This window comes from Flavobacterium resistens (assembly GCF_900182645.1).
In the GTDB taxonomy this organism is placed as follows: Bacteria; Bacteroidota; Bacteroidia; order Flavobacteriales; family Flavobacteriaceae; genus Flavobacterium; species Flavobacterium resistens.
The window spans coordinates 1043179-1064005 of record NZ_FXTA01000002.1 but is presented as its reverse complement, the minus strand read 5'-3'; the positions used below and the strand labels follow the sequence as shown (position 1 = coordinate 1064005).

22 protein-coding genes are annotated in these 20827 nt (G+C 31.9%); 4 read left to right on the top strand and 18 right to left on the bottom strand.

Going from position 1 to position 20827, the window contains the following annotated elements:
* The first annotated feature begins 11 nt into the window (after positions 1-11).
* Positions 12-1091, top strand: a complete 1080-nt coding sequence (locus tag FN795_RS10730) for an acyltransferase family protein (RefSeq protein WP_142450585.1) — start codon at positions 12-14, stop codon at positions 1089-1091.
* Between the two features lie 79 nt (positions 1092-1170).
* Here the strand turns inward: FN795_RS10730 and FN795_RS10725 are convergent, their stop codons facing one another.
* Positions 1171-1476: a hypothetical protein gene (locus FN795_RS10725; RefSeq protein WP_142450584.1), complete on the bottom strand. Its 306-nt coding sequence runs from the start codon at positions 1474-1476 to the stop codon at positions 1171-1173.
* Positions 1477-1709: 233 nt separating this feature from the next.
* On the bottom strand, positions 1710-2564 hold the full coding sequence (locus tag FN795_RS10720) for a leucine-rich repeat domain-containing protein (RefSeq protein ID WP_142450583.1): 855 nt from the start codon (positions 2562-2564) through the stop codon (positions 1710-1712).
* A gap of 178 nt (positions 2565-2742) precedes the next feature.
* On the opposite strand from FN795_RS10720, the gene FN795_RS10715 reads away from it, so the two are divergent.
* On the top strand, positions 2743-3231 hold the full coding sequence (locus FN795_RS10715) for a DUF1761 domain-containing protein (protein WP_142450582.1): 489 nt from the start codon (positions 2743-2745) through the stop codon (positions 3229-3231).
* Positions 3232-3349: 118 nt separating this feature from the next.
* Complete coding sequence (locus FN795_RS10710; RefSeq protein ID WP_142450581.1) at positions 3350-4495, top strand: peptidogalycan biosysnthesis protein; 1146 nt, start codon at positions 3350-3352, stop codon at positions 4493-4495.
* Between the two features lie 30 nt (positions 4496-4525).
* Here the strand turns inward: FN795_RS10710 and FN795_RS10705 are convergent, their stop codons facing one another.
* Both FN795_RS10705 and FN795_RS10700 read right to left on the bottom strand, forming a co-directional pair.
* Positions 4526-5065: a hypothetical protein gene (locus FN795_RS10705; protein ID WP_142450580.1), complete on the bottom strand. Its 540-nt coding sequence runs from the start codon at positions 5063-5065 to the stop codon at positions 4526-4528.
* A gap of 27 nt (positions 5066-5092) precedes the next feature.
* On the bottom strand, positions 5093-5962 hold the full coding sequence (locus FN795_RS10700; protein ID WP_142450579.1) for a diacylglycerol/lipid kinase family protein: 870 nt from the start codon (positions 5960-5962) through the stop codon (positions 5093-5095).
* 62 nt (positions 5963-6024) lie between these two features.
* Between FN795_RS10700 and FN795_RS10695 the strand changes: the two genes are divergently transcribed.
* A complete protein-coding gene (locus tag FN795_RS10695) occupies positions 6025-6987 on the top strand; it encodes an App1 family protein (protein ID WP_142450578.1) in 963 nt (320 codons plus the stop codon).
* 226 nt (positions 6988-7213) lie between these two features.
* Here FN795_RS10695 and FN795_RS10690 read toward each other — a convergent pair whose 3' ends face one another.
* The 14 genes from FN795_RS10690 to FN795_RS10620 form a co-directional block, all read right to left on the bottom strand.
* Positions 7214-9127: an ABC-F family ATP-binding cassette domain-containing protein gene (locus tag FN795_RS10690; protein ID WP_142450577.1), complete on the bottom strand. Its 1914-nt coding sequence runs from the start codon at positions 9125-9127 to the stop codon at positions 7214-7216.
* A 222-nt stretch (positions 9128-9349) separates the two neighbouring features.
* Positions 9350-10348: a TerC/Alx family metal homeostasis membrane protein gene (locus FN795_RS10685; RefSeq protein WP_142450576.1), complete on the bottom strand. Its 999-nt coding sequence runs from the start codon at positions 10346-10348 to the stop codon at positions 9350-9352.
* Between the two features lie 32 nt (positions 10349-10380).
* On the bottom strand, positions 10381-11892 hold the full coding sequence (locus tag FN795_RS10680) for a helix-hairpin-helix domain-containing protein (protein WP_142450575.1): 1512 nt from the start codon (positions 11890-11892) through the stop codon (positions 10381-10383).
* 2 nt (positions 11893-11894) lie between these two features.
* On the bottom strand, positions 11895-13304 hold the full coding sequence (locus FN795_RS10675; protein WP_142450574.1) for a PP2C family serine/threonine-protein phosphatase: 1410 nt from the start codon (positions 13302-13304) through the stop codon (positions 11895-11897).
* A gap of 5 nt (positions 13305-13309) precedes the next feature.
* Entirely contained in the window at positions 13310-14362 is a 1053-nt protein-coding gene (locus FN795_RS10670) for a TerY-C metal binding domain-containing protein (RefSeq protein WP_142450573.1), read from the bottom strand.
* 249 nt (positions 14363-14611) lie between these two features.
* Entirely contained in the window at positions 14612-15073 is a 462-nt protein-coding gene (locus FN795_RS10660; RefSeq protein WP_142450571.1) for a hypothetical protein, read from the bottom strand.
* Between the two features lie 8 nt (positions 15074-15081).
* The gene (locus FN795_RS10655; protein WP_142450570.1) at positions 15082-15717 is read right to left on the bottom strand and encodes a vWA domain-containing protein; all 636 of its coding nucleotides are present in this window, start codon (positions 15715-15717) and stop codon (positions 15082-15084) included.
* A gap of 102 nt (positions 15718-15819) precedes the next feature.
* On the bottom strand, positions 15820-16458 hold the full coding sequence (locus FN795_RS10650; RefSeq protein ID WP_142450569.1) for a vWA domain-containing protein: 639 nt from the start codon (positions 16456-16458) through the stop codon (positions 15820-15822).
* Positions 16459-16469: 11 nt separating this feature from the next.
* Entirely contained in the window at positions 16470-16886 is a 417-nt protein-coding gene (locus FN795_RS10645) for a hypothetical protein (RefSeq protein WP_142450568.1), read from the bottom strand.
* On the bottom strand, positions 16886-17545 hold the full coding sequence (locus FN795_RS10640) for a TerD family protein (RefSeq protein ID WP_142450567.1): 660 nt from the start codon (positions 17543-17545) through the stop codon (positions 16886-16888). The genes FN795_RS10645 and FN795_RS10640 overlap by 1 nt, the downstream gene beginning before the upstream one ends.
* Positions 17546-17563: 18 nt before the next feature.
* Positions 17564-18115 carry a TerD family protein gene (locus FN795_RS10635; RefSeq protein WP_142450566.1) on the bottom strand — a complete coding sequence of 184 codons (552 nt, stop codon included), beginning with the start codon at positions 18113-18115 and terminating at the stop codon, positions 17564-17566.
* A 9-nt stretch (positions 18116-18124) separates the two neighbouring features.
* A complete protein-coding gene (locus FN795_RS10630; RefSeq protein ID WP_142450565.1) occupies positions 18125-19090 on the bottom strand; it encodes a hypothetical protein in 966 nt (321 codons plus the stop codon).
* 34 nt (positions 19091-19124) lie between these two features.
* Positions 19125-20210 (bottom strand): toxic anion resistance protein, encoded by a 1086-nt coding sequence (locus FN795_RS10625; RefSeq protein ID WP_142450564.1) that lies wholly within the window; start codon positions 20208-20210, stop codon positions 19125-19127.
* A 6-nt stretch (positions 20211-20216) separates the two neighbouring features.
* Entirely contained in the window at positions 20217-20825 is a 609-nt protein-coding gene (locus FN795_RS10620; protein ID WP_142450563.1) for a TerD family protein, read from the bottom strand.
* Positions 20826-20827: the final 2 nt, after the last annotated feature.

The following is a 20827-nucleotide window of genomic DNA, read 5'->3' as shown; positions in this document are numbered from 1 at the left end:
ATAATATTTACATGACCAATTTTGAGACAATTAAGCCTAAACAACATTTTAAAATTCTTGACGGACTAAGAGGTGTTGCTGCTATAGCCGTTGTAATTTATCACTTTTTAGAAATAGCAATTTCCGATTACAGCAAGAATTTATTTGCTCACAGTTTTCTCGCTGTAGATTTTTTCTTTTGTCTTTCGGGTTTTGTAATTGCTTACGCCTATGATGACCGAATCGCAAAAATTGGCATTGTTGAATTCTTCAAATTACGCCTTATCAGATTACATCCGCTTGTTGTTTTAGGATCAATTCTGGGTTTGATTGGGTATTTTGTTTTGCCATATGGCGACATTGCAAACAGAAGTATTTCTGAAGTTCTGCTCTTATTTATATGTTCATTGTTATTAATTCCGCTTCCCATAATGAAAGAACGTTATTACAATAATTTTGGATTAAATGCTCCTGCCTGGTCTTTGTTTTGGGAATATATTGCCAATATTTTTTACTCCATATTCCTATATCGTTTGTCTCGTAAAATGATTCTTTTGCTAACTTGTATTGCAGGAATTGCTTTGGTATATGTTTCTTATCATGCAAAAGGCATTTCAGGCGGTTGGGGCGGCGACACTTTTTGGCATGGCGCTGCACGTATTTCATACTGTTTTCTGGCGGGAATGACCGTTTACAGATTCAAATGGATTATCCCTTCAAAAATTGGTTTTTTAGGACTCTCCCTACTTCTATTCCCTACATTTATATATCCATTCAACCAGGAATTCAATTTCATTACAGAACCTCTTATTGTATTGTTTTATTTTCCGTTTATAATTGCTTTGGGAGCTGGCACCGAAACTTCAAAAAATACAGAAAAAGTTTGTGTCTTTTCAGGAAACATATCTTATCCGTTATATATGACACATTATTTCGCAATGTGGATATTTGCTTCTTACAATCAAACTTATAAGTTTACTGGGCCGACATTATATACAGTCGTTTTTATAGGAACACTGCTTTTAATTGGATTCGCTTATCTTGTTATGACCTATATAGATGTTCCGATTCGGAAATATTTGACAGGAAAAAATAAAGTGCAAAAAGCTTAATTTTTCTTTAAACTAGACTTCTTTACAAAAAAAGACCGTTCATTTTGAACGGTCTTTATATTTTTATTAAGCGCGAAACTTAAGCTCTGAACAAAGCATATTTATTATAGTTGAACAAAACTTTGTCATAAGGAACATACAGTGAAACAATTTTTTCTGAAGATGCATCAAATTGGATTCCGTGATGTTTTCTGAACAAATAAATTTCTTTCAGGCAATTAGAAAGACTTTGATGAATTTCAGTTGTAAAAGTTGGAACTTTTTTATCTCCCACCAAAAGATCAATTTGATAATTTGAACTACTTTTTGATAAGTTGTTCCCAATGATTCTCAGTGTAAATGTTGTTTTTTTTCCGTATTCTTCGCCTTGATATTGCAGTGTCATAATTTTAACATTAAAGGTTAATTATTTTTCTCTTTCGGGCTTCAGCCAAAAGGGCCGAATCTAATTTTAAAATTAAAGAAAAAAACTAAAAGTCTTTTAAATATTTTCACAAAATTAAAGCAATAATCCTAAAAAAGGAAATAAAAAAAACCGTAACGAATTACGGTTTTCAACAATTAACTAAATATATTTAATCAACTTTTTTCAGAGTAAAATTCATTCCATAAGCACGATTAATTTTTGGTAATATTTTTTTGTCTTTCAGCATTTATTTCTAATAAAAATGGATTCCCATTTTCATCAAACATTGTCATATTTAAAGCGTCTAATAAAGCTATTTTTCTTGAAACTCCTCCCTTGAATTTGTTGTAAGAAAGATTCATTTCAGAAAGTTTATTCAGCTTTCCAAGTCCCTCCGGAATTTCTCCTTCAAAACTGTTGTCAAATAAACTCAGATTCTCCAAAGCTCTAAAATTCACGATTTCTCTGCTCAAATTCCCTGATAATTTATTGCCATTTAAAAGCAATACTTTTAAAGTCGAAATTTTATAAATCGAACTTGGTAGCGAACCCTGAATTTCATTATTAAATAATGCAAGAACTTCTAATTCTTTTAATTTTCCAAGATCAGTAGGCAATTCTCCAGAAATTTTATTTTTAAAAAGCTCCAGATCTTTCAGTTTTTGCAAATCGCAGATTTCTGCTGGAATTGTTCCTGAAAATTTATTATCAGAAACATTTAAAACTTCAAGTTCTTTGAGATTATTAATGTTGTTTGGCAAATTTCCTTCTAATTTATTCTTCTGAAAATTTACCTGAACCAAATTTATCAGTTCAAAAAATTCTGCAGGCAATTCTCCTTGCAAATTATTGTCTGACAAATCTAATCCTATTACTTTTCCATTTTCGGCACGAACTCCATACCACGTTGACACAGAAAGAGATAAATCCCATTTCACTTTCCATTGCGGACCATTTGTGGCGTGATATAATTTTATCAGAGCATCTTTCTCTTTATCTGAAACAGTATCTGCAAAAGAATTGATAGAAAAAGCAAGTGCTATAAAAAAAGTAAATAAGCTTTTCATAACAGATTTGGGGTTTGTTACATTTACAAAATTATGCATTTCATAGACATAATACATCAAATGTCGATAAAGTGTTAATAAGTAAATATTTAACAGCTTTTTTAGTACTTATTATAAAAATGTCAGATTTGCATTTTTTTGACTAAATTTGACTCAACTAATCTAAAAACCTCATATTATGGAAATTAACTTTGTTGCACTATTAGCAGCTGCTGTCGTTACTTTAGTAACTGGATTTATTTGGTATCATCCAAAAGTATTCGGAACAATCTGGATGAAAGAAAATAATTTCACTCAAGAACAATTAAGAACTGGAAATATGCTAAAAATCTTCGGATTAACGTATGTTTTTTCTTTAATGATTACTGTGATTTTAATGGCTTTGACTATTCATCAGTCAGGTGCAGTTGGAATGGTAGGCGGGCCACCAAAGTTAGCTGAAGCAAAACCATCATTCGCCGCATTCATGGCAGATTACGGAACGGCATACAGAACTTTTAAGCACGGTGCACTTCACGGCTTTATGTCTGGATTATTTTTTGCTTTGCCAATTGTGGGAATCAATGGTTTATTTGAAAGAAAATCCTGGAAATATATTTTAATACACGCAGGCTATTGGATGCTGACACTTATGCTCATGGGCGGAATTATCTGTGCATACGCATAATCAAAATATACAAAAACCCGTTTGAAACTAAAACTCAAACGGGTTTTTCTTAATAATAACTTAAAGGAAGTAAGTTATTGCAAATATTATCTAATTTTGAAGAAATTAGCGCACACTTTTGAATACAACTTATTCTTTTCAAATCTACAATCGCACGTCATTGCTCCCTTCAGAATGGAACTCGCTTGCTGCAGAAAACATTTTTTTGACACGGGAATATCTCGAAGTACTGGAAAATTCTTGTCCGGTAAATATGATTTGTCATTTTATTGGAATTTTTAAAAATGAAAAGCTAGAAGGAATTGCTTTGACTCAATTTTTGTTTGCCGAAAAACTTGAATCTTTTGGCGAACGCGATCAATGTTTAAAAACGTCGGTGCGTAATTTTGCTTTCAAAAATTTTGCTTCACACGTATTGTTCGTTGGCAATAATATGCTTACAGGACAAAATGCTTTTGTTTTTTCTAAAAATACAGAAACCCCAAAAGCTGTAAAAACACTTCATAAAGCTATAAATCAGCTCAAAAAAGATTTAAGATCTTCTGGTAAAAAAGTTCACATTACTAGTATAAAAGATTTTACTTCGGAAGAAATTAAACCGCTTCAAGCTGAATTCAAAAACAATTATACGTTTTCGACACAGCCCAATATGATTTTTGAAATCAATGAAAATTGGAAAACCGAACAAGATTATATCGATGCTTTATCGAAAAAATACAGAGATCAATATAAACGGGCACGCAAAAAATCAGACGGAATTATAAAAAAGAAAATGCCTTTGTCTGATATCAAACAGTATGAAGATGTTATTTATGATTTGTATTTTCATGTGGCAAAAAATGCTCCGTTCAATACCTTTTTTCTAGCGCGAAATCATTTTAGTTTTTTCAAAGAAATCATGAAAGATAACTTTCTATTTTATGGCTATTTTTTAGATGAAAAACTTATTGGATTCAACACATTAATAAAGAATGGAAATGTAATGGATACTTATTTTCTGGGTTATGATGAAAATTTGCAACGTGAAAAAATGCTGTATCTGAACATGCTTTACGATATGATTGCTTATTCAATCAATCAAGGCTTCAAAACAATTGTATTCGCGAGAACAGCGCTCGAAATCAAAAGTTCTGTTGGAGCAAAACCTTTAAAAATGTATGGTTTAATTACGCATAGCAATGCTTTGATTAATCATAATATTGCAAAATTATTCCAGTATTTGGAACCAAAAACAGAATGGCAGGAACGAAATCCTTTTAAATAATTTTACTGTCAAATTTTCAATTATTAAGATTTATTCTCTGTTTTGTTCAAGATATAGGAAATTTGGAAATATAGAATCTTTATTAATGCTATTTATTTCTTTTGCCCATCCTGAAAAATTATATTTAACATGGATAACAGAATCATTAACTAACTCGAATTCACAAAATCTATCTCCTGCCTTAGGAGATTCATTTTTTGTATCAGAAACATTGAAAATATTCTTCTCTGACAAACAATCTGTCTTGTAGGACCAAATTAATTCAATTTTATCTGTTCCTGTATAATAATGATTGGTAAAAAAATAATACAAACATTGCCTGTTAAATTCATATATAACAAACTCTTTTTGAAAAACAATTTTCACATCACTACTTACCGAATTTCCTTGCTTTACACTCCACGTAAAACCCTCATTATCTGACATAAAATCACCAATTTTCTTCGTTTTTATAACGTTTTTATTAATTACCTTTTCTTTCGTTTTTAGGTTCCTCTTTTTGTCGTCATCGTTATTTTTACAACTAAAAAAAAGTAAAAGCAATAATGTCAATAAAATTTTCTTATACATATTTCGATTAAATTTCAGAGATAATTTTTAAGGCACAGCCATTTTCATTTGTTTGTGCAGAATGTAAATTTCTAAATTGGTCTGTGCACCGCAATATTCACCATCAATTTGAAAATTTACCGGATAATCTGTTTCTATCGTGGCTTTGTCTGTTGAAATAATGACAATATCTTCAGAATCAATTGGCATATTTCCGGTGATGATTTTTCCAATTAAAAGCAGATCTAAACTTTTTAAAATGACCAATTCAAACTTTCCGTCGTTCATAGCTCCATTCGGATTAATAATTACCCCTGTTCCATACTTCTGTGAATTGGCAATAACAATCATTCTCGCTACATGATTTACCGTTTCATTATTAGCAGAAATCGTGGCGACAAATGGTTCTTCAGATTCTGTTAAAGTTGTAAAAGCCTGCAATGCATATCCCCAAAAACCGCGAATATCACTTTGTTCATAGTTTTTAACCAAATTGGCATTCAGACCTAAATCGCTTAAATGAATGCTTTTTTTTCCGTTGATACAAATCATATCCATTTCGATATAATGATTCAAAAAAGCTATTTTTAGGTTTTCTTCTATTTCAACAGGCAAATTCAAATCGACTGACAATCCGTTTGCTGATCCAGCTGGCAAAATCCCGATAATGATATCGTAGTTTTCCATTGCTTCTGCCACCATTTTGATTGTGCCGTCGCCGCCCGCAACAATAATTCGCTCAGGAAGAAGTTCATTATAAATCGCCTGAATTTTATTTAAATCATTTTTTCCGTTTGTTTCATACACTTCAAGATTAAAATAATTAATAGTCGCAAATTCCTGAACTGTCTCGATTAAATCAGTTTTATCAAGGTCGCCAGAAATGGGATTTACAACGAATAGAATGTTCTTTTTCAAAATTTTATCTTTAGAAATCAATTAAATTAAGTAATTTACAGTTACATAAATATACGTAATAAATGAAACCAATCTTACAATTATATCGAGGTTATGCCAATGAAGAAGAATTAATTGTAATGGGACATGTTTTTAAAAGAATGTATGATTACGACTTTCAGAAGAGAAATTTAAAAAATGCAAAATCCATAATCAATCAATTTCGGATAAAAACGATTCAGAATTTTGATGTTTATCTGAAATATGGAAATCAGGAAATTCACACTAAAACATTAGACGACGGGCATTTTAAGTTTTGTATTCCGTTTGAAAATGAAACGCATTTTGGGTGGATGAATTACGATGTCAGCATTAAATACAATTCGGAAACGATTACTTCAAAGGGAAGTTTTATACATCCGCACACGGGAAAATTAGGTATTATTTCTGATATTGATGACACTTTTTTGATTTCGCATACGCAGAATATCTTCAGGAAAATTTACATTTTGTTATTTAAAAATGTGAATGACCGAAAAGTTTTTAAAGATGTTGTAGCGCATTATCAAGCCTTGAGTTCAGCTGGAAGAAAGAATAAAGAAGAAGTTAATGCCTTTTTTTATATTTCAAGCAGTGAATGGAATTTGTATCGTTTTATCGTACAGTTTACCAAAATCCATCATTTGCCAAGAGCTGTTATTTTATTAAAAGACATTAAAAGAGGCATTACCGATTTTTTCATGAGCGGACGTGGCAATCATGATCATAAATTTGATAAAATAAAACATGTTTTAGAATTTTACCCCAACTTGAAATATATTTTATTAGGAGATGATTCTCAGCATGATCCAGTTTTATATGAACGAATCTGCAAAATATTTCCCGTTACAGTTATTGCCGTTTACATTCGACAAACAGGAAAAAAACAAAAAGAAGAAGTCAAAAAAATCATGAAAAATTTAGAAACTCTGGATGTTTCTGTTTGTTATTTTAAAGAAAGTAGCCAGGCAATTGAACATTCAAAATCAATTGGAATTATTAAATAGTTTTGTTTCAGATTTCAGGTTTCAGGTTTGAGCTGAATGAATATTTAACCGCAAAGCACGCTAAGTTTTTGATCTATGAGGCTCCATAAAACGCAAAGTTCGCAAAGCTTTATCAATATAGCTTTGCGAACTTTGTCCATTATAAATGCAAACTAAAAGAAAACTTAGCGTGCTTTGCGGTTAAGTTTACTCGTCGAGATTACAACTTGAAACCTGAAACATTTCTTTATGCATTAAAATTATCGATCTCTTCCTGAACGATTTCCCAATCCAGAAGTAATTGCTCTAAATCGGCTTTCTTTTTGTTGTATGCTGTAAAAAATGACGCGTCTTCAATGTGTTTATCATAATTAGTTTCCAACATTTTATCGTTATGCTGAATGTCTTTTTCTAATTGCTGAATCTGGCTTTCGATTTTGCTTAGCCTGTTTTGAAGCGCTTTTCCTTTTTTCTGATCTTCGTATGAAGTTTTGGTATTTTCTTTTACTGGCGCGGCTTTAACAACATCTTTTTTCTCTACTTCACGCATATTCTCAAGATTGCGTTGCTCTAAGAAATAGTTGATGTCACCTAAATATTCTTTGATTTTTTGATCCTTGAATTCGTAAACGATATTCGACATTCCCTGAAGGAAATCCCTGTCGTGAGAAACCAATAATAAAGTTCCGCCAAATTTTTGAAGTGCCGCTTTTAAAACGTTTTTAGATTTGATATCTAAGTGATTCGTAGGCTCATCCATCAGCAAAACATTAATTGGCTGAAGCAATAATTTACAAAGTGCCAAACGGTTTCGCTCGCCTCCAGAAAGTACTTTTACTTTTTTCTCAACATCATCACCACGGAATAAAAACGAACCTAACATATCACGAACCTTCATACGGTTTGTGTCGGTTGCGGCATCTTCCATAGTTTGTAGTAAAGTAATTTCTCCATCTAAATATTCTGCCTGATTTTGAGCAAAATATCCCAATTGAACATTATGTCCTAATTTGATATTTCCTTGGTATTCAAACTCGTTTACAAGCGCTTTGATGAAAGTCGATTTACCTTGTCCGTTTTGGCCCACAAAAGCGATTTTACTTCCTCTTTCGACAAGCAAACTAATATCTTTTAAAATTGTTTTGTCTCCGTAAGCTTTAGTTACATTTTCAGCTTCGATTACCACTTTTCCTGGTTCTTTTGAAACTGGAAACGAAATATTCATTACTGAATTGTCGTCTTCATCAACTTCAATTCTTTCTACTTTATCTAATTTTTTAATCAACGATTGCGCCATTGAAGCTTTTGAAGCTTTTGCACGGAATTTCTCGATTAATTTTTCTGTTTCTTCAATTTTTTTCTGCTGATTCTTCTGCGTAGCTAATTGCTTTTCACGAATTTCATGACGCAATTCTAAATACTGCGAATAAGGCTTATTGAAGTCGTATGCTTTCCCTAACGAAATTTCGATTGTACGGTTGGTTACATTGTCCAAAAACATTTTGTCGTGCGATACAATCACCACAACGCCCGGATAACTGCGAAGGAAGTTCTCTAACCAAATGATACTTTCGATATCTAAGTGGTTGGTTGGCTCATCCAGCAATAAAACGTCATTTGACTGTAACAAAAGCTTTGCAAGCTCGATACGCATTCTCCATCCACCTGAAAATGTTTCTGTCTGATTATTAAAGACTTCTCTTTTGAAACCAAGACCTAAAAGAATTTTTTCAGTATCTCCAACATAATTATAACCTCCAAGAAGTTCAAAACGATGTGTATAATCAGATAAATCTTCAATAATCTGACCGTATTCTTCGCTTTCATAATCGGTTCTTGTAACCAATTGATGATTGATTTCTTCTAATTTTTTCTCTACAACTTTAATTTCTGTAAAGGCTTCATACGCTTCTTCAAGTACTGTTCTTCCATGTTCGAAATCAATATCCTGACGCAAAAATCCCATTCGGATATCTTTTTCCTGAGAAATAACTCCAGAATCCGGCGCAAAATCCCTTGCCAGCATTTTAAGCATTGTCGATTTACCTGCTCCGTTTTTACCAACAAGACCAACGCGGTCTCCGGCGCCTAAACGAAAAGTAACTTCTTCAAATAAATAAGTTCCACCAAAAGAAACAGAAAGATTGTGTATATTAAGCATAATGTATTGCTGAAAAACTAGAAATTAAAATCATTGCAAATAAGCCACTTGCCTTTGCAATTTTGAAAGTGCAAAAGTATAACTTTTAATCGAAGTTTTTATACTGAAAAACAATAGCTTTTACATATTCCAAAATAAAAATCGGATTGAAAATTTTATTAGATTTTCAATCCGATTTTTTAATCTTTATTTCCTTTTTTAAGTTTTACAAAACTTTTAAAATTATGCCTCTTTTGGTTCTGGCATTAAAATCGAAGCCAAGACAGAAATTAAAAGTACGCATCCAATTACCAATAATGAATAAATAGATTCTATATGATAGAATGGAGAAATAATCATTTTTATTCCGATAAATGACAAAATAATTGCCAAGCCATATTGTAATTTACTAAACAAATGAATAAAATTATCTAATAAAAAGAATAACGCTCTAAGTCCTAAAATGGCAAAAATATTTGATGTATAAAGAATAAACGGATCACTTGATATTGCAAAAATTGCAGGAATCGAATCTACCGCAAACAATAAATCTGTAAACTCAATTACCGCTACAACTACCAAAAGTGGTGTTGCTAATTTTTTTCCGTTTTCAATTGTAAAAAATTTATCTCCATCATATTTATCACTTACGCTAAAGAACTTTCGAATCAATCTTGCCCCTCTTGTATTGTTGTAATCTTCGTCATCGTCCTCATCTCCAGAAGACCATGATTTAACACCTGCATAAACTAAGAATAATCCAAAAGCAGTCATGATTAGGTTGATATCATATTTGAATCCTTCTAATCCTGCTAGACTTAAAAGTTTGTTCAAATAAGTTAATTCGATTAGGAAAGCGCCTGAGAAAATAAATATTGCTCTTAGTACCAATGCTCCAATAATTCCCCAAAACAATACTTTATGTTTGTTCTGATTGGCAACATCAAAAAACTTAAATACTAAAATAAATACGAATAGGTTATCTACAGAAAGTGCTTTTTCGATCCAATATGCTGATTGAAATTCGTAGAATTTAGCTGCACCTGCAAAATAGTACACTAAACCACTAAAAATCATTGCTAAACTGATCCAAACTAATGACCAAGTTACAGCTTCTTTATTTGTTACTACGTGGCTTTTTTTGTTGAAGATTCCTAAATCCAGCAATAGCATAATGACTACTGCAATCGCAAAAACGACAATTAAGCCTGGATGTTCTGAAAAGATTGGGTGTTGATTCATTTTTAGATATTAATTAAGTTAAAATTTTAAAATTATGTATTGGCCATTGTTACCACGATTACTCTTCCACCTTCTTCATTAGAGAGAAGTATTTTTTTTCCGTGAGTCAGTTCAACCATTGTTCCAATTGGAATTTCTTTGTCTTCAGTTAAATCTTTGAGCGAAGTCAGTTTTTGATTGACCAATACCCATTTATCATTAAAAAAAGTAAAATAACCTACTGGAACTTTATACTGTGGCGCTAATTTCTCATTTCTGACAACATTACGATTAACGTGCCATTGAAACAAATATTGATCATTATAAACCATCAATCTATGATTTTCGGGTTTCCAGGTCGTTTCCTGAAATTGATAATATAAATCTAAAATTGGGAGACTTCCTTGATGTGAAGTACCACAAAAAGGACATTTTGGAGTATTCGTATTATCAAAAACATACCATTTTTGCTCACATGTCGGATTATGACATTTCTGCATTAAATCGGTTGTTTTTAATAATGCTATTTCCCACTCTTCGGCATTTGGGCGTTGCATCGGATTGTGTAATCCATCTACAAAAACTTTATCAAATAATGTTTTTAGGTAGGGCCCTGTAATCGTATAAGGCAATTTAGTTATATCTGCCCAAGGCAAGTCCCATTTAGAAACCTGATTAAGTTTAGGTCTGTTCATGTCATCTGTTGGATGCTCTATAAACATCGCCTTCTCTCCCATTGACAATAAATCGTCTTTTTCGGTATCCAAATCGTGTACTTTTCCTCCTTTTAATGGGTGTCTGTGCAACAGAAACATATAAATTAAAACTGGTAAAGCATGCAGATCTGTAAGCCTATTTGGCAATTTTCTGTTTGGATCATTTTTATCCAAATGTTTTGTTGAGAGTACTTCTGGAGCAATAAATTCTGCCGTACCAATTACTTCTGCTGGAAATAAACCTGGCACAACCAAACCATCAAGATCTATCATACAAGCTGATCTTTCTATCGGATCTATTAATACATTATTGTATGATAAATCAGAATGAGCAAGCCCCATAGCGTGCATCTTTTTTACTCCTCTTGAAAGATTGACACAAACTTGAAAATAGCTTAACCAATCTCCTAATTCTGAATTTGCAATTCGGAGCGGAAAATGCGGATTTCTAAATTTCGCACCTGCAAACCATTTTCCGTTTTTTTCTTTACCTTGAATTAATTCGCTTGTTTGATATCCTTTTCTAAAAAAGAATTTTGGTTTATAAAGAGGAACAATTATCCCCGTCAGATTATTATGTTCTATAACATCTGTCGGCCATCTAAAAACTTCATTTAGATAATATTCTCCTGCTTCTCCGTTTTGAATTTGCGTGTAGTATTTATTAGTAATTTTTTGAAGCCTTTCTTTTTGATTAAAATCTAATTTGTCTCTAAAAATAGCGACTACATATCTTTTATCCGGACTAAAATATACATCTTTAACACCTCCGCGCATAGGTTCGCCGTTATCAACAAATTGATACGTTTTTAGAGGGTCGTTTATTGATTTTACTGTAACTGTACTCATGTTTAGTAAATTATAGCAAGGGTTCTGTCATCATGATTTCCCGGACTCCAGAAATCCATCCATTTTAAAAGCTGTCCGGCAACATCTTCATTTTCATTTTCAAAATTAACTTTTGAATCGTCCTCATTATTCCCTTTTAAATCTGATAAAAATTGATTCCAGTTTTCTATTTTTTCCAAATTAGCTTCAACCACAAATTTTGGATCATAAATTCCGTCAGTCATTAACATTAAATAAGAGAAATCATCCACTAATTTAAATCCGAAACGGGAAGAAAGTTTATCACTCTGGAAAATTTCAGGCATTGTAATAAAACGTGTTCCGCCTCCAAATTCACCAACATCAATTGTATTCATTAATGAAATTTCAGTTAAATCTTTGTTCAGTAAACCGATCGGGCAATCGCCAACTCCAAAAGTTAAAACTGCGTAACCGAAATCGTATTTTTTTACCAAAGCAAAAATCAAAGTTGCGTGGAATTTTTTCAGCTCTTCGTTATTGGCAATTGCAAATTCTTCAATTTTTTGATTTACAAAATGGGCAGCTTTTAATAAAGCATTATAAACAAAATGACTTATTTTTTTTGATGATTCCGGATCTGTTTTTTTGTAATGATTGAATAAAATTTCGTCAAATTCTTTTAAATTTTCCTTATCTAAATTTTCTTCAAAATATTCAACCAAAGTATTGCAAGCCAGTTGCGAACCTTTTCTGGATAAAGCCGCTGAACCTGCTCCATCTGAAACTGCTAAAACGCTCCATCCGTTAGTTGTAAAATTATTGAAAGCAAAATCATCTTCTCGAAAAGAACCCACATTTGCATGACTGCGCCCACGTTTAGAGGCTGCAACAATTTTTTTGTTTAAAAAAGAACCGCAAATCGCAACATTATCTTCTTTAGCGAAAGGAGCATTTTTATCACTTTCCAAATTCTTCCAAAGCGATTTTGGATCAGGATTAATAATAACAGTCATAACTTTTTCATTGAAAGAAGATTCTTCAGATTCACCTTCAATTTTAAAAAGCAATTTTATTTTTAAATCACCACTTATTTCAGGATTTCCCGAAAGAAGTTCTTTCTCTTCATCAAATGAAAGTCCGGTGTTTTCTAAATTTTGAATTTCGTAAGAAACAATATCATTCCAGCCTAATTGAATAAAATCAATTTTTGCTTCGTATGATTTGTTTACTGTACCATTTGGCAGAAAAACAGATTGATTTGTAATATCATCTATTCGATTTATTAAATCCCAATTTTGCATAATCATCTGCTGTTTTTCCTTAATTATTTTTACTGCCGTTATATTCGTTTCATTAGTAATAAAATCTTCAAAAAGCGATTGTTTGCTTCTTGGAATATCGATTTTATTCTGGAATAAAAAAGACTGAAGATATCTTTTGGTCTCTTCCATGCGTATTATCCTTGTGTTCTGTTTACATCAAAACCACCTTCACCATATCCATAAGAACCTTGATTGTTGCACCAAGGACAAGTGCTTATTTGTTCATCTCCAATACAATGTATTTTTTGACAAACGCATACAGCAAAAGCAATTTGATTACCGCAACACGGACACGTTGGTGCTCCAAACAATTCTTCTGTATTTACTTTAGTATTGAAATTAGTATTGTCTGCCAGTTCAAAATAATTATTATCAACCTGATAAGCGCCAACCAGCTTGTAGTTTTTTGAAGCCAATTCAATTCCTGCATAAATAGACGGCGCAATATTCTTGCGATATTTCATCAAATAAGGTCTTTTTGTATTTTGACATTTTCCGCTTAGAACCACGTAATTATCATCAACATATTGTTTATTTGGAGTTTCTTTTGTTAAATCAATTTTAGAAAGTGTTTCTCCGTCTAATTTTGCCAATTCAAAACCAGAGGAATTATTTTCTACACTGATACTACTAGTTTTAATAGAATCTGTCACCCATTTAAAAAACTCTTTATACGATTGTACATTTGTGTTTTTAAAATGAAGCACATTTTCTGTCAATTCACCCAAAAGTTTTGTATCGGTTTCATTTCCAAACGAGACAGCAATTAAATTAGCAGTTCTCTGCCAATTATTCTTCCATTCGTTTATCGCCGCCTGAGTATCATCTGTTGGAACTCCGTCAGTAAATAAAAACACTATTGGTTTCCAATCTCCTTTTACTTCATAAGTCGTTTTAACGATATTACTTCTTAATTCATACATCAAATGCCCTAGCCCTTTACTTAGTGATGTTCCGCTTCCTATTGGAAATTTAGGAGGATAAAAACTAACGATTTCCTGTAATGGAACCAATGTTTTCGGTTGACCAGCAAAAACTATAATAGATACATAAACAGTTTCCAGCGCATGTGGATCTGTTTTTAATGCCTGAATTATAGTTGCTAATCCTTCCTCAACCTGCTGGATTGGTTCACCAACCATTGACTCAGAAATATCAATTAAAAAATATATCGGTAATCTTCTCATTTTAAAGGAATTTTAATAGCATTAAAAAAATAATTAATAGTATAATTTGTGTCATGTCAACCGCAAGTCCAACACCAACCTGAAAAGGTTTTACAAAGGATTTTAGGAAATTAAATATGGGAGAAAATATACTATTGAAAAAATCAAAAATTGTTTTGTACTGAGGATTCAATTTGTCTTTATAAGGCAATAACTTTGAATACAAAAACAGACCAACAATTAAAATATTAATAAAGATTTTAGCTAACATCATTTTGAAAGAGCGGCTAATAATTCAATAGATATAGATTTGAAAGCCACTTTCTCATCAGAATTTTTAGTTGGATATCCATAAATAGAAACTCCATTATTAGGTTCCATAAAATTTATTGAGAAACAAGCTCCATAACATTTATTTCCTCCATTGAATGGTATACTATGGATAACTTTTACATAAGCACAATTTCTACGAACAATTACATGCTGAATATCAAATACTTTTCCTGTATAGTTTTGTTTTAAAACATGTTCTGTATTTTTAATATTAAAGCCTTCAATACTGGTAGTTTTATAACATGATGTAATATCATCAATATTCATTGTTTCCAATATTTGATCGGAGGTTAATTCTATATTTTCAAGCTCATTTTCTTGTCCTTCCTGATAAGCTTCATCAATTGCTGTTGCTACATGAATTAGAGCTTTTGAAAATGTAAATAGCATATCGAGCATCTTTTAAATTAAATCACAACTGTTATTTCACTTGGAGGCGGAGGTAGTGTTACGCTTTCTCCTGTTCCCTGGCTTTTATTCCCTTGTTCGATAGTTTCAGAAACCCATTTAAAAAACTGCTTTAAAGTCGAACTGTCTGCCGAATCTAAATGAACTACGCTATCGGTAAGTTCTTTTAAAATACTATCATTTGCCATATGACCCGCAGCACAGCCTACAACGGCTCCAAAATTCAATGCTTTTACTTCCTGAATTTTTTCTCTGTAAAATTGAATATCTGAAGGTTTTCCATCTGTAAAAACAAAAAGTAATGGTTTCCAGTCTCCTTTTATAGTTGCAGATCCTGTTATAACTTCTCTTTTTACCTTTTGAATAACAAAATCCAAACCTGCACCTGTATTTGTAGGACCGCTTTGAGGACAAGTTATTTCTGGAAGCTGAAAATGAACCAATTCTGTCAAAGGAACTATTTCTTTTACTTCTCTATCAAAAGTTATAATACTTATCCAAAGCGAATCTAACGCCTGTGCATCTGATCTCAAAGTATTAATCATACCGCTCAAAGCATTATTAAGCGCCTGAATCGGTTCTCCATACATTGATCCGGATGTATCTAATAAAAAATATACTGGTAATCTTCTCATATAACTTTTAAAAACGAGTAAATAATCAATTAATTCTTAACATTTTACAGCAGCTTTCTTTTAATTTTCTATAAAAAACAAAAGAACTCCTCTTGTCTAAAATTAAACTACTATGTTCAATTCAGATGGCGGAGGAGGTAGTTCTTTTACGTTTGTAAATTCTCTGCCTAAATCTTCAATTTTAGTTGAAGTCACTCCAATTGAAGCCGTCACCCATTGAAAAAACTTTCCAATACTAGAACTGTCCGCATTTTCAAGACTCACTACTGTGTCTGTAATTTGCTTTAAGACATTGGTATCTGCACCTCCACCAGCAGCACATGCAACTGTAAAAGCTGTTTTTACTTTTTTAAATTCTGCAAGACCGCTTTCCCAATTATCTGTTGGAACTCCGTCAGTCATAATAAATACTAATGGTTTCCAATCTCCTTTTTGCTCTGTAGTTGTTTTTGCAACTTCAGTTTCGATTTTGTTTGCGGTTAATTTCAATGCTTCGCCAAGAGCTGTAACTCCGGTTGCTTTTAAATCAACCATTTGAAAAGAAGCCAAATCGGTCAACGGAATAATTTGCTGCGCAGTAGTATCAAAAGTGATCACGCTTAAATATGCTGTTTCAATTGCTTGTGGATTTTGACGTAATGAACTAATCATCATTTGTACGCCATTTTTAACGGCTTCGATAGGTTCGCCAGTCATTGAACCAGATGTGTCTAATAGTAAGTATACGGGCAGTCTTCTCATGGTAGAATTATTTACACAGGAATATTATAAGTTGGAGTTTCAGAAATACTGTTGTTTCCTTGATTGGAACTTTCAACACCATCTATGTTATAAGAACTTGTATTTGCCTCAGGATCATGTTGCGTCAAATGACTCATAACAACTGCTGTTAGATCTTTTCCTCCCACTACATGATGATATGCAGAACCAATTGTATAGATTGGTCCCCAAGGAATTCCCCACCATCCAATGATTAAATTTAGAAGTGCATATCCATAAGAGTACTTAAAAGTATTTTCATCAGGTCTGATAAAATAAATATCAGAACTTCTTTTTAAAGTCATGATTACAAATGAAATTGTATACGGAAAAACAACAAATTTACCGCCTTGCCCAACTAGGTCTCTTACCTGAGAAACTCTTAGTCCTTCTATGTTTTTAATTTGCATTATAGATACGATTTTACAATTTTATGAATCGTCTGTCCTAAAAATGTATCATCAGTTGGATCTCCAATTGCGCTAAATTTCCACTCCCCATTACGTTTGTACAATTTCGCCATAATAATGGAACGTTTGTTTACATATTGGCTTTCTGCAGCAACATTATATGAAGCAAATTCCGAAACCACTCTTGTTGGGGTTCCTTCATACATTCTGATTTTTGCATAAGGAATTTGAGAGAAATCCTCTTTACCTGCATTATTTAAAAAGAAAAATATCTGATTTACTTTAGCATCAACTTTAGAAAGGTCAACCGTAATAATTTCATTATCCAAACCGTCGTCTCCGCCTGTATCTCCAGCAAGATCATCTCCAGTGTGCTTTAAAGCACCATCAACACTTATTAGTTTTCCTTTTGGTAAACCAAATTGCTGTAATACTTCTACTCTGTATAAAGGTGAGTATAAATGATCGCAAAGTCTATTTTGATCATCAATCAAAACACAGCTTAAATCTAAGTCAATGTCTATTACATTTTTTGATAATCCTAAGAAACCTTTTGTTTCAATTGCACCCCAGTTTACTCCGATACAGAAGTTCGTTAATGTTTCACCAGTTGTTTTTCTTAAATCAATTTTTTGACCTTTGGTTAAGTTAATTGCCATTTGAGATAATGTTTTAAATTAATTATATTTATTTAAGTAATCTTGTAAACCGCCCTTCATTCCGATACCAACAGCTTCAAATTTCCATTCATCATTTCTTTTGTAAATTCTTCCAAACTCTACTGCAGTTTCTATAGAAAAATCTTCATCAAGTTCGTATTTCACCAACTCAACATTAGATTCATCTAAAATTCTAATAAACGAATTTCTGATCTGCCCAAAATTTTGTCTTTTGGTATCGGCATGGTGAATTGTAACTACAAAACAGATTTCAAAAACATCTGGAGAAATTTTAGACAAATCGATATAAATTTTTTCATCATCTCCGTCACCATCTCCAGTTAAATTATCTCCTGCATGAGCAACAGCTTGATCTGGAGATTTTAAATTATTGTAATAAATAAAATGATTGTCATTTGGAATTTTTCCATTTGCACCAACTAAAAAAACTGAAGCATCCAGATCAAAACTTGATCCAGTGTTGCTTGAATTGCTATCCCATCCTAATCCTACAGTAAATTTAGGAGCAGCTATACTCTGTCTCTGCCCTTTTTCTAAGTTAATTGCCATTTTATTTTTTTAATTAATATTAATATTCAACATTGTTTTTAAGATATTCGTCTGTTCGTCAACATTCTGTAATTCGTCCAGAAAATCAACTGACGAAATCTTTTCAAAATATTCTTTCAACACTTCTAAAACATTTTCAGGCAGTGTTGTTTTTATGGTACTGAGCTCATTTTTAAGTTCAGCATTTTTACTTTTAAGTCCTTTTATAATAATTTGTTTTGAAGAGTCATTTTTAGAAAGATTAATTCCTTTCACTGCTTCTTCATTTAAAAAATAGAATGCTTTTTCGTTAGCTACAAAAACAAATTTATCATTAGAGTCTCTGAATTCATAAATCTCTATTATCTCATTGTTACAGACCAATCCGCAAGAGAATTTAATTTTAAAATTCAAAATGTTTAACCGTCCTAAAAGTTTTCTTTCAAATTTAGCATGGGCATTTTCATAAACACTTTTGTTAAACTGCGAAAGCTTTTCATATTGATCGATTGTTATTTCTCTGTAATATTCTGCCTGAATGCTTTGTGAAAAAGTCAGATAGTCATTCCAATTAAAAAAAACATCTTTTTCTGAAACAAATAACTGATAGAGTTCTTCTATCTTTCTTGACATATTTTGTGCATGCAATTGCAGTTGTTTTGACAGTTTTGTTTCTCCTATTTCCTGTTTTAACTTTGATAAAATATCTTCGTTAATATATATCTCATCAGAAATCAAAACGTACTGCTGTTCTTTTGATTTTTTGATTTTTTGAAACAATGCCACAAGACTATCTGTATACTGAATATGAAACAGTTCCAGTTTATTTATATCTAATATTCGGTTATTTTGAAAGAGTGTATGAATGATTTTTGTCCTTACCAAAACCCCGACAAGATCCTTGTGATTAAAGAAATTGGTTAACAATTCTAAAACCACCAGTTTTTTATTACTTTCTTTTATTATCTGAAGATATCTATCCTCTTCTTCTTGCATTTATGTTGTTTCAAAAAATTATTCTCTCAATAGCCTAGCTTACAACACCTTTTTTCAATTCTTGCTCCAGACTTTGTAATCCAGCATCAAGCTGTCTTCTGGTTTCTGTACCTTGCTCATGAATTTGTTTCACTTCTGTCAGAGTATCGATTAAAGATTTTGTTGTCATTCTAAGAGTCTCCAGAGAAACGATTGTGTTTTCATTTTCTTTAGCCACTTCGATACTATTTTGTTTTAGCATTTCTGCATTTTTCTGTAAAATAGTATTTGTAGTTTCTGATACTCTTCTCTGTACTTCAATATTCTGTTTTTGTCTTTGTAAAGCAACCGCCAGTGTCAATTGGTTTTTCCAAACTGGCAATGTTGTAGTCAAAATTGACTGTGCTTTCTCTGCAATTGAAGTATTGTTATTTTGAACTACTCTAATTTGCGCTAAAGATTGCAACAAAATAAAACGTACAATTTTCATATCGGCAAGACGTTTGTCTAATCGATTTATGAAAGTTCTTTTATCAGAGATTTGATAATCCTGATATTGTGCACTGTTTGCTTCCATTACTGCAAGTTCTTCGTTTAGTTCTTTAAAACGAATTTGTCCTGCAATAATATGTTTTTCCATTTCTTTGATAAGATTCACATTACCATCAAACATTGTTTGAAGCGCACTATTATCTTTAACAGAATTGATCATTCCTGCTTTAACTTTATTACTGATTTTTTCAATATTTACAGTAATTCTGTCATATTCCTGGAATAACTTTTTTACATCTGTAATCAGTTTATTAAGCAATGGAATTTTTGATAGAAATCTTTTAAACGGACTTTGCTCTAATTGATCAACGTCTACATAATTTAGTTCTGTCAATAAATCATTAATCAGAGTTCCTACTTCTCCTGAATTGTAAGTTCTTACGTTTGTTAAGAAAGTATCACTTTGTTTAGCTATAGAGTTTTGAATATCTGCTCCATAATTAAGAATCGAATTAGCATCGTTCTCATTCAATTGGTTCGAAATACTCTTATAACTACTTATTTCTGCTTCGGTAATTGAAGTTAAATTTACATTTCCGTCTTTATCAATCAAAGCAGTATTCTCTTGAGTAACTAATTGATTTTCCATAAATTTTTATAGATAATTCTGTTGAATTGTAACAATTGTTTGTTCTAGTTTTTTATCATTTGTTGGAACACCAACTGCGCTAAATTTCCAATCGTCGTTTCTTTTATAAAAAACTCCTAAAACCATTGATACGTTACCCGCAAAAGAAGCATCGTTTGCTACATCATAACGAGCAAATTCCTGACTTACTCTCGTTGGAGTTCCTTCATATATTCTGATAGAAGCAAAAGGAATATCTTTAAAATCCTGACCTCTAAAACTGTTTATAAAAAATGCGACATGACTTGCCGAAGGCGTTAATTGAGAAAAATCTAAAGTAATTACTTCGTTATCTAAACCGTCGTCACCGTTTAAATCTCCAGTTAAATCATCTCCACTGTGTTTGATTGCACGGTCACTAGAGATTAACTTTCTAAAATTTACTGAATCAATATGATTTTTTTTATCATCATAAACAGCACAGCTAGCGTCTAAATCTACTGCTTCTTTTTTCGTACCAAAGAATCCTTTTTTCTCTATCGCTCCCCAGTTTACACCTACACAAATGTTTACTAATTTTGAACCATTACTTTTTTCAAGATTAATACGTTGTCCTTTTTCTAAATTAATTGCCATAT

Excerpts from the sequence above, each read along its gene's own strand:
- FN795_RS10655 (WP_142450570.1), bottom strand. The coding sequence starts at position 15,717 with ATGAGAAGATTACCAGTATATTTTTTATTAGATACATCCGGATCAATG.
- FN795_RS10685 (WP_142450576.1), bottom strand. The coding sequence starts at position 10,348 with ATGAATCAACACCCAATCTTTTCAGAACATCCAGGCTTAATTGTCGTT.
- FN795_RS10730 (WP_142450585.1), top strand. The coding sequence starts at position 12 with ATGACCAATTTTGAGACAATTAAGCCTAAACAACATTTTAAAATTCTT.
- FN795_RS10625 (WP_142450564.1), bottom strand. The coding sequence starts at position 20,210 with ATGGAAAATCAATTAGTTACTCAAGAGAATACTGCTTTGATTGATAAA.
- FN795_RS10705 (WP_142450580.1), bottom strand. The coding sequence starts at position 5,065 with ATGTATAAGAAAATTTTATTGACATTATTGCTTTTACTTTTTTTTAGT.
- FN795_RS10680 (WP_142450575.1), bottom strand. The coding sequence starts at position 11,892 with ATGAGTACAGTTACAGTAAAATCAATAAACGACCCTCTAAAAACGTAT.
- FN795_RS10660 (WP_142450571.1), bottom strand. The coding sequence starts at position 15,073 with ATGCTCGATATGCTATTTACATTTTCAAAAGCTCTAATTCATGTAGCA.
- FN795_RS10640 (WP_142450567.1), bottom strand. The coding sequence starts at position 17,545 with ATGGCAATTAACTTAACCAAAGGTCAAAAAATTGATTTAAGAAAAACA.
- FN795_RS10645 (WP_142450568.1), bottom strand. The coding sequence starts at position 16,886 with ATGCAAATTAAAAACATAGAAGGACTAAGAGTTTCTCAGGTAAGAGAC.
- FN795_RS10650 (WP_142450569.1), bottom strand. The coding sequence starts at position 16,458 with ATGAGAAGACTGCCCGTATACTTACTATTAGACACATCTGGTTCAATG.
- FN795_RS10630 (WP_142450565.1), bottom strand. The coding sequence starts at position 19,090 with ATGCAAGAAGAAGAGGATAGATATCTTCAGATAATAAAAGAAAGTAAT.
- FN795_RS10635 (WP_142450566.1), bottom strand. The coding sequence starts at position 18,115 with ATGGCAATTAACTTAGAAAAAGGGCAGAGACAGAGTATAGCTGCTCCT.
- FN795_RS10725 (WP_142450584.1), bottom strand. The coding sequence starts at position 1,476 with ATGACACTGCAATATCAAGGCGAAGAATACGGAAAAAAAACAACATTT.
- FN795_RS10695 (WP_142450578.1), top strand. The coding sequence starts at position 6,025 with ATGAAACCAATCTTACAATTATATCGAGGTTATGCCAATGAAGAAGAA.
- FN795_RS10620 (WP_142450563.1), bottom strand. The coding sequence starts at position 20,825 with ATGGCAATTAATTTAGAAAAAGGACAACGTATTAATCTTGAAAAAAGT.
- FN795_RS10720 (WP_142450583.1), bottom strand. The coding sequence starts at position 2,564 with ATGAAAAGCTTATTTACTTTTTTTATAGCACTTGCTTTTTCTATCAAT.
- FN795_RS10690 (WP_142450577.1), bottom strand. The coding sequence starts at position 9,127 with ATGCTTAATATACACAATCTTTCTGTTTCTTTTGGTGGAACTTATTTA.
- FN795_RS10715 (WP_142450582.1), top strand. The coding sequence starts at position 2,743 with ATGGAAATTAACTTTGTTGCACTATTAGCAGCTGCTGTCGTTACTTTA.
- FN795_RS10675 (WP_142450574.1), bottom strand. The coding sequence starts at position 13,304 with ATGGAAGAGACCAAAAGATATCTTCAGTCTTTTTTATTCCAGAATAAA.
- FN795_RS10670 (WP_142450573.1), bottom strand. The coding sequence starts at position 14,362 with ATGAGAAGATTACCGATATATTTTTTAATTGATATTTCTGAGTCAATG.